Genomic DNA, 16,606 nt, shown 5'->3' on the forward strand with positions numbered 1-16,606 from the left:
AGCGTTTTTGACGTAGAAATGGGTTGCTCAGGCAAGCGGGCTTAATGAAACCCGTAGCCCAGCGACACAATGATGGAATTGGTTTTGGCCTGCTCCACGGCCAGGCGCGACAAGGCCACATCCAGCCGCAGGCCGCTGGTAGTGAAGCCTACGCCCAGGCTGGGCTGGGCCCGCCAGCTTTCCTTGGTGGAAGCCGTGCCCTCGATTTTCTGAAAATTGCTGACGCCCGCCCGCAGGAAGGCCACGCTGTGGTATGCCACTTCCAGGCCCAGCTTCGGATCAATGCTAATAAAGCTGGTAGAAATGGGCGTGTTGCGCCGGCCGTCGGTGGTAGTTTCCAGGTCGGTGCTTACCAGGGCCGAGAACTGTCCGGGCAGCTTCACATTGTAGGCGGCACCCAGCACCACCCGCGGCAGCGTGATTTCGGAGCTGCTCTTGGGAATAGCCAGCGTATCGTTGCTGTTGCGGAACTTCTCGGAGTTGATGGACCAGGCCGTGATGGTAGTGGTAATGTCGCGGGCCATCAGGCCCAGGCGGAGGTTGCCGTGCTGGTACTGAGCACCGGCATCGAAGCCAAAGCCCCAGGCCGTGGCAAAGGAGCCCACATTGCGGTACACGATTTTGCCATTGGCGCCCACCGTGAGGCCCTCGGGGCCCAGCTTGCGGGCATAGGAGAGCAGCATGGCGTAGTCGGCCACCGAGAAGTAGGTGATGTTGTCGTAGTTGATCTGCCCGTACTCGTTCACCAGGTTGCGGGTATCGGCAATGTCATCCACACCAAGGCGAATGATGCTGGCCCCGATGGCGCTCCGCTCGTCGAGGGGCATGGAGAAGGCCGCGTAGTCGTTTTTTACGATGCCCGAAAACAGCTCCGAGTGCATGAGCACGGCATCGTACTTGGTTTTCTGGCCCAGCAAACCTGCCGGGTTCCAGTAGCCGGCCGTGGCATCCTGCGCCAGGCTCACCTGCGTGTTGCCCATGCCCAGGGCCCGGGCCCCTACCCCAATGTTGAGAAATTCATTGGCATACTTCGGGGTGTTGTCGGTGCTCTGCGCCAGGGCAGCCGTGGTAAGGGTAACGCTCAGGCCAACTACGCCCAGCACGCGGGCAAAACGGAAGAGGTGCATCATATGCGGGGATACAGAAATCGGGTAACAGGCGGTGGCTGCTTAACGCGAAGGTCGGGCGAATAGTGCACTGAATATATCGGTTTTCGACCAAGTATCCAGCCGGCCCGGTGAGGCCCGGCGCCATTCGTGCGAACTGCCTGAAGCAGACTTCAAAGCTCTGCAAAAAGTGCCAATTCCAGCCAGAAAAGGGCTTCGGCGAAAAAAGATAAAAATATTTTTACCTAGTACCTTGCGTTGCATAGTACCTTTCAATATCTTTGTCTCATTCTTCATCCACTACCACGCATCAGTCCTATGAAAGTAGAGAACACCCAAGTGCAGATGCGGAAGGGCATTCTAGAGTTTTGCATTCTGGAAATAATTGCCCGGGGCGAGGTCTACGCTTCCGATATGCTCGAAGAGCTGACGGCAGCCCGTATGATTGTGGTAGAGGGCACCCTCTATCCCTTGCTCACCCGCCTAAAGAACGCCGGCCTGCTGGATTATACCTGGAAAGAGTCTGTTTCCGGTCCGCCCCGCAAGTACTACACCCTCACGGCTGTGGGGCAGGACTTCCTGCACCAGCTGCGCCTCACCTGGGAGGAAATCGAGGAGTCCATCCAGATCATCCGCTCCCAGCCCTCCACCCCTACCCCCGCCGCCGAGTAACGGCCGGCAGTTTCTGACCAGTACTTCCTGAACCGCAGCACCAGATGAAAAAGAACATCAGTATCAACCTGCAGGGCCTGATCTTCCACATTGAAGAAGATGGCTACGAAGTCCTCGGCCGCTACCTGGCCGAAGTACGGGCGCACTTTTCCGGCTACCCCGGCCACGAGGAGATTGTGGCCGACATTGAGGGCCGCATTGCCGAGCTGTTCGCCGCCCGCCTTTCTTCCACCAAACAGGTCATCACCCTGAGCGACGTGGAGGAAATGACCGCCAAGATGGGCCGCGTAAGCGAGTTTCAGTCGGCCGATGAGCTGGACGAGGACGAGCTGGAGCAGGCCGTAGCCACGGGCCGCATGCCCCAGGCCGATCCGGCTGCCGCCGCTGACACCGCCGCCGCTGATGCCGAGCCCCGCCGCCTGTACCGTGACATAGCCAACCGCAAGATTGCGGGCGTTGCCGCCGGTATTGCCCGCTACTTCAGCGTCAATCCGCTCTGGATCCGGCTGGGCTTCCTCGCCCTTCTCTTCCTGCCGAACATCCTGTTCCACCGGTGGACGGACGGCGACAACGGCAACCTCGACCTGCCCGGCATCAGCTTCCTGCTTTACATCATCCTCTGGATTGTGCTGCCCAAAAAGTACGATGCTACGCCCGCCGATGAAGACCCTACCTTCAAGAAGCTGTACCGCGACACCGACAACGGCAAAGTAGGTGGGGTTTCGGCCGGTCTAGCTGCCTATTTCAAGACAGATGTGGTGGTGTTCCGGCTGCTGTTTGTGCTGGGCGTGTTTGCCGGCGGCTTCGCCATCCCGCTCTACATTGTGCTCTGGATTCTGCTGCCGGAGGCCAAAACGGCCTCCGACCGCCTCCGGATGCGCGGCGACGCGGTAACCCTGTCCGGCATCGACTCCTCCGTGCGCAACCAGGCCGTTGATGGCAGCTCGGGGCGCCCGGTAGGCACCTTTCTGGAAGAGTTTTTCCGCAACCTGAGCCCCTTGTTCAGTGTGCTGGGCACCCTGCTCCGCGTAGCCGCTGCCGCCTTCCTGATCATCATTGGCTTCTCGCTGCTCATCGGCACCATCATCATGCTGGGTGCCGGGCTGGGCGTCTTCACCTCCGAGCAGTTTGAAATTGACGGCGTGGCTGCTTACACCGTGCTAGGTGACTTCCCCGGCTGGTTCCTGCTCAGCGCTTTTCTCGCGGCCTTTATTCCGGCTCTGGCCATGCTGCTGGCCGGTTTGGGCTTGTTGCTGCGCCGCTCTATCCTGAGCCGCACGGCCTCGCTCACCCTGCTGGGCTTGTGGCTCCTGGGCATCGTGGGCTCGGTAATGGGAGGCGTGCATATCAGCCGCAACTTCCAGCGCGAAGGCGACCAGACCCAGGACGTATCGTTTCCGCAGCTGAACGCCCGCACCGTGCGGCTGGAGCTGCGCGACCTGGAAGAAGGCAAATGGACGGGCTCGGTGCTGCAAGTGGCAGACAGCGGCCAGGTGCTGAGCGTGCTGCGCGAAGCCAGCGCCCGGGGCGTGACGGAAGAGGAAGCGGCCCGTACGGCCGGCTCCAGCGTCTCGTACCAGATGCGCAGCCTCAACGACTCCACTCTCGTGTTCGACAACCACTTCCGTATTGCCGCCGGCTCGCCCTTGCGTGGCCAGGAGCTGCTACTGACCATCCGCCTGCCCCGCGACCGGCGCTACCGCATGAGCCGCGACTTTGCTTACTGGCTCGGCAGCGAGTTCTTCGTAGGTAACAACATCCCCGAAGACGTGGCAGACCGCACCTTCCAGCTGCGCGGCAACAAGCTGGAGTGCATCGGCTGCCCCCCCAGCACCGATAACGACAACGACGACAACGATAATGATGACTTCGACATCGATGTAGATTCGGACGGCTCGTCCATCAACATCGACCTGGGCAAGCCGGATTTCGACACCGATCTGAACGGCTACGGCAGCGGCCGCCGCACCTTCAACGTGGATGATTTTAACACCATCGAAGCCAGTGGCGCTTACCGCATTGTGGTACGCCGCGGCGACACCTACCAGATCGAAGCGGCCGGCGAAGAGCGCGACATCAGCCAGCTGCGCATCGAAACAGTAGGCGACGGCTTGCGCATCCGCTCCATCCGCGACGGCCTGTTTGGGTTTTCCGGCACTCGGGAGCCCATTCTGATCCGGGTGCAGATGCCGGAGCTGATTCATCTCGACCTGAGTGGCGCCTGCCGGGCCGATGTATCAGGTTTCGAAGGCAAAGCCCTGCAAATAGAGCAGAGCGGGGCCAGCACGGCCAAGCTCGACGTGAACGTGCCGCGCCTGGAACTAGATCTGAGTGGGGCCTGCAACACCGCCGTGCGCGGCAAGGCTACGGAGCTGGACATTGATGGCTCGGGCGTGTGCAAAATCGAAGCGCTGAGCCTGCAAACCAACCGTGCTTCCATCGACCTGTCCGGCGCCAGCCGGGCCCGCGTACGGGTTGCCGAGCGGCTTCAGGCCGAGGTAACGGGCTCCAGCCACGTACACTACGCCGGCAACCCCGCCAACGTGCAGAAAGATGAGTCGGGCGGGTCCCGGGTGCGTGCCATCACCTCCGCTGATGCAGATGAGGATACGGCTACTGACGAGGAATAAGGTAGCGAAACCTTAACACGCCGGCTACCGAACGAGCAACTTACAACCAACACCTTTGCAGTCGGTTTGAACAGCGGCTGGTTGAGGCGAAAAAATAAGAGGCGGGCCAGGCAACTAAGCGTACCCGACCCGCCTCTATACAAGCGGTGAATATGAAGTAAGAGTGGGTCCTATTTGGTGAGTGAATGATGACCCTGAGGAAGTCCTTTGGCCTGCCCCTGCTGCAACAGGAAGGCAAAGGCTTCCTCAAACTCGTTTCGGATCTTACCGTCGAGAATAGCTTCCAGCACGGCTTCTTTCAGCTCGCCCACTTCGCGGGAAGGCTTCAGCCCAAACGTCTGCATAATGACTTCCCCGGTAATCACGGGCTTGAAGTTGCGCAGGTGGTCCTTCTCTTCTACTTCCTTTAGCTTTTCCTCCACCCGCTCAAAGTTGTGCAGGTAGCGCGCCACGCGCTGGTGGTCCTTGCTGGTGATGTCGGCCTTGCAAAGCAGCATCAGCCGGTCTATTTCGTCGCCGGCCTCAAACAGCAGGCGGCGCACGGCCGAGTCCGTTACGGTTTCCTTAACCAAGGCAATGGGCCGCAGGTGCAGCCGTACCAGCTTTTGCACCTGGCGCATTTCCTCGCCCAGGGGCAGCTTCAGCTCGGTGAAAATGGCAGGCGTCCAGCGGGCGCCTTTGTCTTCGTGCCCGTGGAAGGTCCAGCCAACTTTGGGGTCGAAGCGCTTGGTGGCGGGCTTGGCAATGTCGTGCAGAATGGCGGCCCAGCGCAGCCACAGGTCGCCGCCGGCCTCGGCTACGTTGTCGAGTACCTGGAGGGTGTGGTAGAAGTTGTCCTTGTGGGCGTGCTGCCCGCGCTTTTCCACGCCCTGCAGCTGGGCCATGCGCGGGAAAATCAGCTGCAGCAGCCCCGAGCTGAACAGCAGCTTGAAGCCGTAGCTGGGCTTGGGCGCCAGAATCAGCTTGTTCAGCTCGTCGGTTATCCGCTCCTGCGACACAATTTTGATACGCTCCTTGTTGCGGGCAATGGCATCGAAGGTGTCGGGCTCGATATCGAAGTTGAGTTGAGCCGCAAAGCGCACGGCCCGCATCATGCGCAGCGGGTCATCGGAAAAGGTAATGTCGGGGTCGAGGGGTGTGCGGATGATCTTGCGGCGCAGGTCGCCCATGCCGTCGTAGCGGTCTACGAGAGTGCCGAAGTCTTCGGGGTTGAGGCTCAGGCCCAGGGCATTGATGGTGAAGTCGCGGCGGGCCAGGTCTTCTTCCAAAGTGCCGGCTTCCACCTCAGGCTTGCGGCTCTCGGCCCGGTAGCTTTCCTTGCGGGCCCCTACAAACTCGATTTCCACCTCCGGCGTGGGCAGCATGGCCGTGCCGAAGTTCTTGAACACCGTGACGCGCGGGCGGGAAGGCAGCCGCTGGCCCACGGCCTGAGCCAGCCGGATACCGTCGCCCACACACACCACGTCTACATCCTTGCTGGGCCGCTCCAGCGCCAGGTCGCGCACAAAGCCCCCGATAACGTAGGCCGGGTAGCCCAGTTCACCGGCCGCGTCGGCAATGGTACGAAACAAGGGTAAATCGGGAAGCTGGGGAGTTTTCATGCGCGGTACCGTAAGCCAGACAAGCTGCAAAGGTAACCGCCCCGCTTCGTACTTCCGCCGCCCCGGCAGCTGCCGGCCGCCAGCCTCGCTTATGGCTTACTCGCGCAGAGTTTCGAGCGCGCCGTCGGGCAGCACGCGCACCACCCGCGAGGGCGTGGCCGGTGTTTCATCATCCTGGCGCCAGCTCACCACGTAGTCCACGGCCCGCACCAGCGCGGGGCTGATGGCTGAGAAGGTGGCCGCTGTGGGCTCGCCGCTGCGGTTGGCCGAGGTCGACACCAGGGCGTGGCCCAGGCGCTGCACCACTTTGTGGGCGAATTCGTCGCGGGGAATGCGCAGGCCGATGGTGCCGTCGGGTGCCACCAGGTTGGCGGCTACACTTGGGGCAGCCGGCACCACGTAGGTGGTAGGGCGCGTTTCGGCGGCCAGCAGCTCCGGCAGGTTGGGCGGCACCACGGCGGCGTAGCGGGCAAACATCTGCTCATCGGCGACCAGCAGGATGCAGGCTTTTTCGGCGGGGCGGTTTTTTAGGGCGTAGATACGGTCAACCACCCGGGGCAGCTCGGCGTCGCAGCCCAGGCCCCACACGGTATCAGTAGGGTACAGGATAACCTGCTGAAACAACAGTGCATCCACGGCGGAGTCTACTTCCTGGCGAAAAAAATTACTGGCCATAGCGGGTTCAGAAATGAAAAAAGACGGGCGAATGGTTCTGCCGCCTATAGGAGTTACGCGCCCTCAGCAAAAACCTCGGCAGCCTCTGCGGGCTAAAGATGTACGCCTCATTACGCTAAAAGTAGGCAGGAAAACGCCTCCGGCAGTTAGTCCCGGATACTCTGGCAAAGCTCCACCAGTACCCCGGCGGCCGTTTTGGGATGCACAAAGCAGAACAGCTTGTTGTCGGCCCCGCGCTTGGGTTCCTCATTGAGCAGGGTGAAGCCCTCGGCCCGCAACCGTGCCATTTCCGCCCGGATGTCCTCTACCTCAAAGGCTACGTGATGAATGCCCTCGGGCTTTTTCTCCAGATACCGCGTGATAGGACTGTCGGGGGAGGTACCGGCCAGCAGCTCAACCTTGGAGCCACCTACCTGAAAAAACACCGTATCCACGGCCTCGCTGGTTACGTGCTCCTTCTTGTACGGGGCCACGCCGAGCAGGCGCGTGTAGAGGTCAGTGGCGGCGTCCAGGTCGCGAACGGCCAGGCCCAGGTGCTCCAGATTGATGAACATAGGGGTGGGTGGGAAAAGAGGCAGAACAAAGTAGCCTACCTTGTTTGGATTGTGTCTATTTTTGTGGCGTAAAAGTAAACCTCCCCGCCGGGTTACGTGTTCTAGGAGAGAATAATTCTCCGCTGGCTACCTTTGCCGCTGACTTTCATCCGACGCCCATCAAGCACTATGCTGAAGCTGCCAATTTACCTCGATAACAACGCCACCACACCCCTGGACCCGCGGGTGCTGGAAGCCATGCTGCCCTACTTCACGGAGCACTTCGGCAACGCGGCCTCCCGCAACCACCCCTTCGGCTGGCAGGCCGAGGAAGCTGTGGATTACGCCCGTGAGCAGATTGCCGCCCTTATCAGCTGCGACCCCAAGGAAATCATCTTCACCTCGGGCGCTACGGAGTCGGATAACCTGGCCATTAAGGGCGTGTATGAGATGTACGCGCAGAAAGGCAACCACATCATCACGGCAACTACCGAGCACAAAGCAGTGCTGGATACCTGCAAGCACCTAGAGAAGCAGGGTGCCCGCGTAACCTACCTGCCCGTAAATGCCGAGGGCCTCATCAGCCTGGAAGAGTTGGAAGCGGCCATGACGCCCCAGACCATTCTGGTGACTATCATGTACGGCAATAATGAAACCGGCACTATTCAGCCCATCCGCGAAATTGCCGCCATTGCTCACAAGCACGGCGCCCTGTTTATGACCGACGGCACCCAGGCCGTGGGCAAGATTCCGGTGGACGTTCTGGCCGACGGCATCGACCTAATGGCCTTCACCGGCCACAAGTTTTACGGCCCCAAAGGCATTGGTGCCCTGTACGTGCGCCGCAAGAACCCCCGCGTGAAAGTTACCGCCCAGATGGACGGTGGCGGACACGAGCGCGGCATGCGCTCCGGTACGCTCAACGTACCCGGCATTGTGGGCCTGGGCAAAGCCTGCGAGCTGGCCCGCCTGGAAATGGCCGCCGACACCGCCCGTCTCAGCGCCATGCGCGACCGGCTGGAAAAAGAGCTCCTGACCCTGGAGGAAAGCTATGTGAACGGCTCGGTAACGCACCGCCTGCCCCACGTAACCAATATCTCCTTTAAGTATGTGGAAGGCGAAGGCCTGATGATGGGTGTGAAGGACTTGGCAGTATCTTCGGGCTCGGCCTGCACCTCGGCCTCGCTGGAGCCCTCGTACGTACTGAAGGCACTCGGTTTGAGCGACGACCTGGCGCACTCTTCCCTGCGCTTCGGCCTGTCCCGTTTCACCACCGATGAGCAGATCGACTACGCCATCGGCCACGTGAAAGAAGCCGTAACCAAGCTCCGCGAAATGTCCCCGCTCTGGGAGATGTTCAAAGAAGGCATCGACCTCAACTCCATTGAGTGGGCTGAACATTGATTTCAATTAGTAATTACTAATTAGGAATGAGTAATTCCCGGTCATCTGGTATCGGCAACGCTCTTCCAAATTTTTAATTACTAATTATTAATTACTCATTCTTTTCAAAGAAAAGTCATGGCTTACTCCGATAAGGTAATCGACCACTACAGCAACCCCCGCAACGTGGGCACGCTGGACAAAAGCAAAAAGAACGTAGGCACCGGCCTGGTGGGCGCTCCTGAGTGCGGCGACGTAATGCGCCTGCAGATTGAGGTGGACGAGGCGACCAACACCATCACCGACGCCAAGTTCAAAACCTTCGGCTGCGGCTCGGCCATTGCTTCGTCGTCGCTGGCGACGGAGTGGCTGAAAGGCAAGACCGTGGACGAGGCCCTGGCCATCGACAACATGGAGATTGTGGAAGAGCTGGCGCTGCCGCCCGTAAAAATCCACTGCTCGGTGCTGGCCGAAGACGCCATCAAGTCGGCCATCAACGACTACCGCGTGAAAAACGGCCTTCCCGAGCTGGAAATGGCCAAGTCGCACCACTAGTAGAACTGAGAAACTAGAAGTGAGAAGTTAGATTCCACGTATCGGGGTTGACTTCTCACTTCTCAGTTCGAACCTCTCACTTCTATATACATGGACGTTTCTCAGGATGTGCGCGTGGAAAACGCGCGGATTCAGCGGCAGATCGAGGAGTACCTGGGGCTGGGCGCCGGCGAGCTGCTGTTTGAGTTCCGACAGCTGGAGCCCGGGCAGGTGCGGCTGGACCTGATTACCGTGAACCCGCGCCACCACCAGAGCTTCCTGTTTCGCTACGAGGTGGGCTACGACCGGCTCGATGCCCTGCGCAAGATGCTGGCCTACGTGAAGAGCGCCCGCGACAACGAAAGCTCCTATACCATCCAGTGGCGGGCCCGCGGCGACAAGGAGCTGCACACCTCCTACTTCCGCGCCCACAACCCCTACGAAGCCCTCGACAAGCTCTACTACGGCCGCGACCAGACCACGCTCACCGTATTCAGCGTAGTCCTGAATCCTTCTTCGTAGTTGATTGTTATCAGGCCGGACGCGCCACTCCCCTGCTGACGTGCCCGCCTGAAAACCGGCCACTACAACTGACAACCGACATGATTACCGTTTCTGATAAAGCCAAAGAAAAAGTAGCCCACCTGATGGCCGACGCCCAGCTCGACGATACGTATCGTCTGCGCGCCTCGGTAGCCGGCGGGGGCTGCTCGGGCCTGAGCTACAAGCTCGACTTCGACAACGAAGTGAAGCCTATGGACCAGGAGTTTGAAGACAAGGGCGTGCGGGTGGTAGTGGATATGAAAAGCTTCCTCTACCTGGCCGGCACCGAGCTCAACTTCTCCGACGGCCTCAACGGCAAAGGCTTCTACTTCGACAACCCCAACGCTTCCCGCACCTGCGGCTGCGGCGAGAGTTTCTCGGTGTAAGCCACCGGCACAGCCGAATTGAATACAGCACAGGCCGCTCCTTCGGGGGTGGCCTGTTTTTTATGCCTAAGCGTTGTAGGATGGGCTTGCCCCTGCTCGGGCCTACAGTACTTTGCCGATTTCGTTTATCGACAGACCAGGGCAAGACCTGCTCCTACGTATGCGCACAAGCATTATTGATTTCTGAAAACACTCGTACACACTTCCCGAGCTATATGGGCAGTAACCGCAAAAGAGGCCTGAACCTAATAGCCCGTCATGCTGAGCTTGTCGAAGCATCTCTACCTCAGACTAATCACTGTTATTGCAACGAAGCGTTAGAGATGCTTCGACAAGCTTAGCATGACAGCCGTTTCTTATTAACCACGCCATCTAGAAGCCCTCGGACACCAGTATCACAAACAAAAGGCCTTCCGCACATGCGAAAGGCCTTTTGTTTGTTGACGAACCTAGCGCCGTAGGCTAGTTCGTCTTCAGGAGCTTGTGCGTGGTGCGCAGCTGCTGGCCTTGCAGCACCAGTACGTAGCTACCCTGGGGCAGCTGCCGCAGATCCAGCTGCTGCGAGGCGGGCACCTGGGCGCGGTACACTTCGCGGCCGCTCAGGTCGGTGATGGTAGCCTGCACCGGGCCGGCGTGCTCCGGCAGCTGCACGTACAGCGTGCTGGCCACGGGGTTCGGGTAGATGCCAGCCGTGAAGCTGCTCTGCACCGTACGAATCTCGGAGAAGCTAACCGAGCCATCCTGGTCTACCTGGCGCAGGCGGTAGTAGGCTACGCCGGCCAGGGGCTGAGCGTCTACGAACAGGTAGGCATTGCGGGAAGTGGCAGTGCCTTTGCCAGCCACGCGGCCAACCGGGGCGAAATGCACCGCATCGGTGGCGCGCTCTACTACGAAGTAGGAGCTGTTGTGCTCCGAGGCCGTAGCCCAGCGCACATCCACCCGGCCGCCTTTCCGCTCAGCCACGAAGGAGGTAAGCTCCACGGGCAAGGGGTTGTTGGCGACATCCTCATCGGTGCTGGCCAGTACGAAGTCGCCAAAGGATGTGAACGAGCCCGATGTAACGGTGGTAGCTGTGGGGGGTACATCGGCCGACTGGCCGATGTTCACCCAGGGGCTACCATTGTTTGAGCTGGCAATAACCAGGGCACCTGCATTGGTTACCGCATCCTTGGCAGCATCATACGACAGCGTGATGGTACCGGCAAAATTGCCTGCGTTAGATGTTACGGTATAGTACCGCAGCTTGGATACCCGCTTAAGGTCACCGCTCAACGTCTGGTTGGCCGGGGCTCCCTCATGCTGAACGGCGGTGAATGTGCCAGCATCAGTCTGGCTGATGATGAGCGTAAGCGGACGATACTCCGTGCCCATGCCAATTGGGAAGGACAGGGTGCCGGCTCCGGCTGCCTTTGCGCGGGCCAGCGGCCCGTTGATGTAGCTGGTGCTGCTGCCGCCCGTGAGCGTAGACCCCAGCGTGAGCAGGTTGGTCGCATCCGTGGTGAGAATGCCGTTGGTCAGCGTCAGATGACTTACCGAAACTGGGCGGGCCAGCGTTACGCCAGTCGCGTTGTTGATAGCCAGCGTATATGTAGACGCGAAGGTGAGCGTACCGCCGCCACTAATAGTTTGCGGTGTGGTGCCATTCAGCGTTAGAGTTTGTGCGGTGCTGGGGTTAAATCCAAGTGATGCACCAGAGCTTACCGTTACGTTGCCCCCGATAGCAATTGAGTTACCGAGGTTCAGGTCTACTGTACCACTGGTCACCGTCAGGTTACCAGCAATTATCAATGCCCCACCAGTCGTGGATCTGGCATGGCCGTCAGCGCCCAAATCAAACTCCAGGTTACCATAGGTACGCTGGCTGAGCGGCGGTATAGAAGGTTGCCCAATGCCACTGGCTGGAATCGTATACACATAGGTGCTGGTAGGCTCTAGCGTAATAGATGAATTCGGAGCCGAAGCGCTGAACACTTGGCCGCCACCGGACTGCTGCACGCGGGAGCCATTGCGGAATACTATCGTGTTATAGTTGGAAGAGGACGTCCCGAAAGGCTCGCCGCTCATCTGAGTATTCTGCAGGAAGGAACTGCCCGACACAAACTCTACACTATTGGTGCCGTTGCCCAGCAGACGCTGTGCACCGTTGTTGAATTCCAGATGACCGGCAATAGAGGCTGTAGCTCCGGCCGCCAGTTGTATAGAGAGGCCGGTGGTTGCACCAGCCGAACCGGTAACCGTAAGTGAAGATCCAGCCTCAATCACGAAATCCGCTCCGTTGAGGTTGGTGTTGCGCACAGTAAGGGTGCGGTTGTTGGAGGCATTCAGGAAAGTAGCCGCTACGTTGTTACGCAGGATCAATTGACCGATAGATTCACCGGTGCCAAAGTCTACCGTAGGAGTAGCCGTGGATGTGGTGAAACCATCGAAGATCAACAAGTCATTGGCAGTGGCCGTAGTACGGGCCGGCGTCCAGCTGGCCGCAGCAGTCCAGCTAGTGCCGGTGCCGTTCCACACGTAGGTGGGCGGTGCGGCGCCAGTTAGAACGATGCGGTAAGGACTCTCGTTGCCGGTTGCATCGTTATTAGCAATGCTGAGCACAGCCGTTTGAGTGGCCGAGCTGCTAGGCGTGAACGTGACGGTGAACGTAGTGCTACCTGCGCTGGCGATAGGGCCAGTGGGCTGAGCCGTAATCGTGTAGTCGGCCGAAGCGCCGGCCTCAAAGGTAACGGCGGGAGTGCCGTTCAGCGTCACATCGGTAGTGCCCAGGTTCTCGATGGTGAAGGTAGCTGTAACCGGCGTACCAGTAGGAACCAGTCCAAAGGAGTAACCACCACCACTGGCAATGCGGGTTCCACCCTGTGTCACGTTGATTTCCGGCCCGGTAATTACCTGGTAATCGGCAATGCCAATATCATCAATATTGAGTCGATTACCGCCCCCGGCCGTTTTGACAATCCGGATTCTCACATCACCCGAAATAGCCGTGCTGGGAGTGAATGTGTAGGCTGTGAGTGTTGAAGTAACTGTGCCAGAGTTGCCAATAATAGTCCAGGAGCCTCCTTGGTTTGTGGAGTATTCCACATTAAAAGCACTACCAGTATTTGAGCCGTAATTGGCGGCGTACACAACAACGTTATTTAAGCCGTTTGCTTTGTCAAAAAGCATAGTCAGCTTACCTGTATTCTGAATACGAGCTGCTTTGGAACCGTTTTTCTTGTCCGAAGCATCCCCACTAATTAAAAGAGCATCATTAAACTCCCAGCTACCTGAAGCTAGAGTTGTATTACCTGTTGTATAACTGCCTTTCGTACCTACCTCAAAATCCTCAAACAGACCGGCGAAAGGCTCTGTCACGGTAAACGTAGCGGGCAGTGAGGTGCCTCCACCCGGGCCGCCCGTAGTAACGGTGACGGCATAGCTTCCGACCGTGGCTATGGCCGTGGCTGGAATGGCTATTGTGAGTTTAGTCCCGGAGTTAATAGTTGGCGTGTACTCAACACCGTTGAATGTAACAATAGCTCCGCTCACGAAGCCTGTTCCATTCACGACTAGTGAGAAAGCCGCTGAACCAGCAACTTTGGTATTGGGTTCGAGGCTGGTAATAGTGGGTACCGGGTTGTTTACCGTGAAGGTTTCGGTGCTGGTAGCCGTACCGCCCGGCGTAGTTACGCTGATAGTACCGGTGCTAGCCCCCGTGGGTACGTTAGCCGTAATCTGGCCGGCGTTATCTACCGTGTAGGCCGATGAGGCCACCGTGGTGCCGTTGAACTTAACACTGATTACGTCCGTGAAGAACGTGCCGGAAATAACTACCCCAACGCCCGGTGCCCCGTTATCAGGCGTGAAGCTGCTGATGGTGGGCGGAGTGGCCGTTAAGAAACTGACGGTACCTGGTGCAGGCTTGTAGTTATTGAAGCTGGTAGATGTACTGCTTTCGTTGAATACGTATACGTCAGCTACGTAGCTGGTACCCTGTGTCAGGCCGGTTACGGTAGCCGTAGTGCCGTTACCGCTTAGTACTACGTAGTTGTTAAGACCGGTAGTGCTGCCTGAGCCATAAGCCAGATTGGCGCTGTAGCTGGTTTTATCAACAGGCGCCACAGCTGCGGCCGTAGCGGGACGTACGACGATGATGCGTCTGTTGCCCCCCGAAGTAGAAAGCGAAACGCTGTTATTGGTTGGCGTACCACTCACCGAGATAGTAGGTGTTGCAGTGGGTTCCGCTACTACCGTTGCTGTCGTTGTCCCACCATTTGTAGTTGACTTAGTTTTCTGTGCTGCACCGGTTGAGTTATGCGTAATGCTGCTATTGAGGTTGCCAGTAGCCGTATTCCCCGTCAAACGAACAGACACTGGCACGTTCGACAGCGTACCCGAGCCCATCGGAATAGTAAGGGAGCTAGAGAAAGTGGTACCATCCAACGACACTTCATAGCCTGTTGGAGCTGCCACATCTACCCCAGCCGTGAGGTTCACCGCACTTACTGTGTACGTTTGGGCAGCCGACGGCTCACCGGTAAGAGTATTGAATGCAGAGAAGGCTGCCGCTGAGAGGGTGATAACCGGTACTGGCGGCGTTACGGTGCCGCTCATAGTTACGCCTTTCTGGGCTGCACCACCGCCGGTATTGGTTACCGTTTCATTGTTATAGTCGCCGGCGGTAAGGCCCGCTTTCAGTCGCACGTAAATCGTTGTCGCCGACAAGGCATTAGCCGTATACAGAACCGCTACTGTGCCACTAAAATCAACGTCGTTCAGTGATACTTCATAGTGCGTCGTGCCGGTTACCGTTAAGTTACCAACTGCAGGCGTGAGGTTACTGCCGCTCAGAGTGTATGTACGGGAGGCCGATGGGCCATTGCCTTGCTCGTAAGTGAAGCCTGTGCGCGAGGCAACGGATGTGGTAAGGGTCGGCAGCAATACCGTACCGCTCACGGTCACATCTTTCTGATTAGCACTGCCGCCCGTGTTGGCAATGATTTCACTGTTGTAGGTACCAGCAGCCAAGCCGGCTTTTAGGCGTACGTAAATCGGCGTTGCAGCCAAAGCCCCCCCCGTATAGGCTACCGTTACCGTACCGCTGAAAGTAGAGTTGTCTGTCGAGACTTCATAGTTGGTAGAACCCGTCACCGTTAGGTTGCCGGCAGCAGGTACTAGGTCGGTAGCGCTCAGGCTATATGTTTTGGAGGCAGAAGGCCCCGCCCCTTGGATATAGCCGAAGCTGGTGAGCGTAGAGGCAGACAGCGTAATAACCGACGGGTTTGGAGCCGTGGAAGTGCCTGTAGCCGCTACATTTTTAGTTATGGCATTAGTACTAGCATTGGCAATGTTGCCAGTATAGGTACCAGTAGCCGCACCAGTTAGGCGTACCGTAATGGTTCTTGTAGTTATCGTCCCAGCGGCAGTAGGCGTAAAGCTCAACGAAGTCGCATAAGAAGTACCGCTGTTGCTAGAAAACTCATATCCAACAAGTGGACCTATCGTTAGGTCTGCCACTAAGTTAGTAGCACTTACGGTGTAGCTCTGGGTAGCGGAAGGCGTACCAGTGATGGTGCTGAAAGCCGATGGGAAAGCCGTGATAGAGGCCGTGATGGTAGGCGTAGCCGTGGTGAATGAAATCATCCCGCCGTAGCTGGTGCCCGTAGCGTTGGTGGCATAAGCCTGTACGTAATAGGTAGTGCTTACGGAGAGACCAGTGAAAGCCTTGTTGAACCCGCCGCTGGTTGTCAATCCAGTGGTTCCCACTTCCGTTTTGGTAGTCCCAGTAGCATCTAGCTTAAGGCCAGCCGCCGTATTTACAGTAGTACTATACACAAATCCATAGGAGCTGCTGGCGCTGGGAGTACCCAAGTTGCTAACAGAAGCCGCAACAGTTGCAGTATTTGCCCTAACGTTTGTTGCCGTTGACGTAGTCAGAGTCGGCGAAGCTGGTGCATAGCCCAAAAGCCTCAAGTTCCTTAAACGAATGCCTTTACCTGAAGTAGCGTCTGTAGAGAGCTTTATTTGAACCGATGGACTGGCATTATTTAAGCTGATAGTCTGTGTGGCATACCCTGAAGCAGCAGCAGTATATGCAGTTTGGGTATAGCTACTGCCACCGTCATAAGATATTTCAACCTTCAGCGTGTTAGTAGTACCACTACCATAAGTATCTATGTCAACTTTGAATTCCGCAGACGTATAACCTGACAAAGTATAATTCTTTGTTGTTATAACATCTGGAGCAGTAAGGGCTTCAATCAACCAATAAGATGATTGATTTATTGCGTTGCTTCCCTTTTCTGTAAAGTTCCAACCAGTTGGAGCAGTCCCACCTCCCGCAAAAATAAATTCCTCTGTCTGTCCCCACCCCAGCAGCGGGAACAACAGTAAAGTGAAGGCCACAAAGAAGCCCCGGACACAAAGTGGCGGGGCTACCCGCAGTCGAGTAGAAAATGAGGTCATAGAGAGGTGTGTATGAGAGTTTAGGAAATGCGCGCACTCTGAGAGTCTAAATATAGCGGGTTAGTAGTCTATCTGATGCTATTTCCGGAGTTACAGAAT

Annotated in this window: 11 protein-coding genes; 6 read left to right on the forward strand and 5 right to left on the reverse strand. The window is 57.8% G+C overall.

Annotated features, from left to right (window positions below; translation table 11 throughout):
* Positions 1-41 precede the first annotated feature (41 nt).
* Positions 42-1,130, reverse strand: coding sequence for a putative type IX sorting system protein PorV2 (locus tag I5L79_RS00245; RefSeq protein ID WP_196953015.1), 1,089 nt, complete (start codon positions 1,128-1,130; stop codon positions 42-44).
* A 294-nt stretch (positions 1,131-1,424) separates the two neighbouring features.
* Between I5L79_RS00245 and I5L79_RS00250 the strand changes: the two genes are divergently transcribed.
* Positions 1,425-1,778, forward strand: coding sequence for a PadR family transcriptional regulator (locus I5L79_RS00250; RefSeq protein WP_196953016.1), 354 nt, complete (start codon positions 1,425-1,427; stop codon positions 1,776-1,778).
* A 44-nt stretch (positions 1,779-1,822) separates the two neighbouring features.
* Positions 1,823-4,408 carry a PspC domain-containing protein gene (locus I5L79_RS00255; protein ID WP_196953017.1) on the forward strand — a complete coding sequence of 862 codons (2,586 nt, stop codon included), beginning with the start codon at positions 1,823-1,825 and terminating at the stop codon, positions 4,406-4,408.
* Between the two features lie 170 nt (positions 4,409-4,578).
* Here the strand turns inward: I5L79_RS00255 and I5L79_RS00260 are convergent, their stop codons facing one another.
* The 3 genes from I5L79_RS00260 to mce all read right to left on the reverse strand — a co-directional run bounded on the left by I5L79_RS00260 (position 4,579) and on the right by mce (position 7,238).
* On the reverse strand, positions 4,579-6,009 hold the full coding sequence (locus I5L79_RS00260; RefSeq protein ID WP_196953018.1) for a CCA tRNA nucleotidyltransferase: 1,431 nt from the start codon (positions 6,007-6,009) through the stop codon (positions 4,579-4,581).
* 96 nt (positions 6,010-6,105) lie between these two features.
* The gene (locus I5L79_RS00265; RefSeq protein ID WP_196953019.1) at positions 6,106-6,684 is read right to left on the reverse strand and encodes an L-threonylcarbamoyladenylate synthase; all 579 of its coding nucleotides are present in this window, start codon (positions 6,682-6,684) and stop codon (positions 6,106-6,108) included.
* A 146-nt stretch (positions 6,685-6,830) separates the two neighbouring features.
* Positions 6,831-7,238, reverse strand: a complete 408-nt coding sequence (mce, locus tag I5L79_RS00270; protein WP_196953020.1) for a methylmalonyl-CoA epimerase — start codon at positions 7,236-7,238, stop codon at positions 6,831-6,833.
* 168 nt (positions 7,239-7,406) lie between these two features.
* Between mce and I5L79_RS00275 the strand changes: the two genes are divergently transcribed.
* From I5L79_RS00275 to I5L79_RS00290, 4 genes are all read left to right on the forward strand, one after another.
* Complete coding sequence (locus I5L79_RS00275; RefSeq protein ID WP_317191341.1) at positions 7,407-8,621, forward strand: IscS subfamily cysteine desulfurase; 1,215 nt, start codon at positions 7,407-7,409, stop codon at positions 8,619-8,621.
* A gap of 117 nt (positions 8,622-8,738) precedes the next feature.
* Positions 8,739-9,155, forward strand: a complete 417-nt coding sequence (gene iscU / locus I5L79_RS00280) for a Fe-S cluster assembly scaffold IscU (protein ID WP_125429181.1) — start codon at positions 8,739-8,741, stop codon at positions 9,153-9,155.
* Between the two features lie 90 nt (positions 9,156-9,245).
* Positions 9,246-9,656 (forward strand): hypothetical protein, encoded by a 411-nt coding sequence (locus I5L79_RS00285; RefSeq protein WP_196953021.1) that lies wholly within the window; start codon positions 9,246-9,248, stop codon positions 9,654-9,656.
* Positions 9,657-9,736: 80 nt separating this feature from the next.
* On the forward strand, positions 9,737-10,063 hold the full coding sequence (locus I5L79_RS00290) for a HesB/IscA family protein (protein ID WP_149069025.1): 327 nt from the start codon (positions 9,737-9,739) through the stop codon (positions 10,061-10,063).
* 462 nt (positions 10,064-10,525) lie between these two features.
* On the opposite strand, the gene I5L79_RS23565 is transcribed toward I5L79_RS00290, so the two are convergent.
* A complete protein-coding gene (locus I5L79_RS23565) occupies positions 10,526-15,808 on the reverse strand; it encodes a choice-of-anchor D domain-containing protein (RefSeq protein WP_317191342.1) in 5,283 nt (1,760 codons plus the stop codon).
* Between the last annotated feature and the right edge of the window lie 798 nt (positions 15,809-16,606).

This window comes from Hymenobacter guriensis (assembly GCF_015773195.1).
In the GTDB taxonomy this organism is placed as follows: domain Bacteria; phylum Bacteroidota; class Bacteroidia; order Cytophagales; family Hymenobacteraceae; genus Hymenobacter; species Hymenobacter guriensis.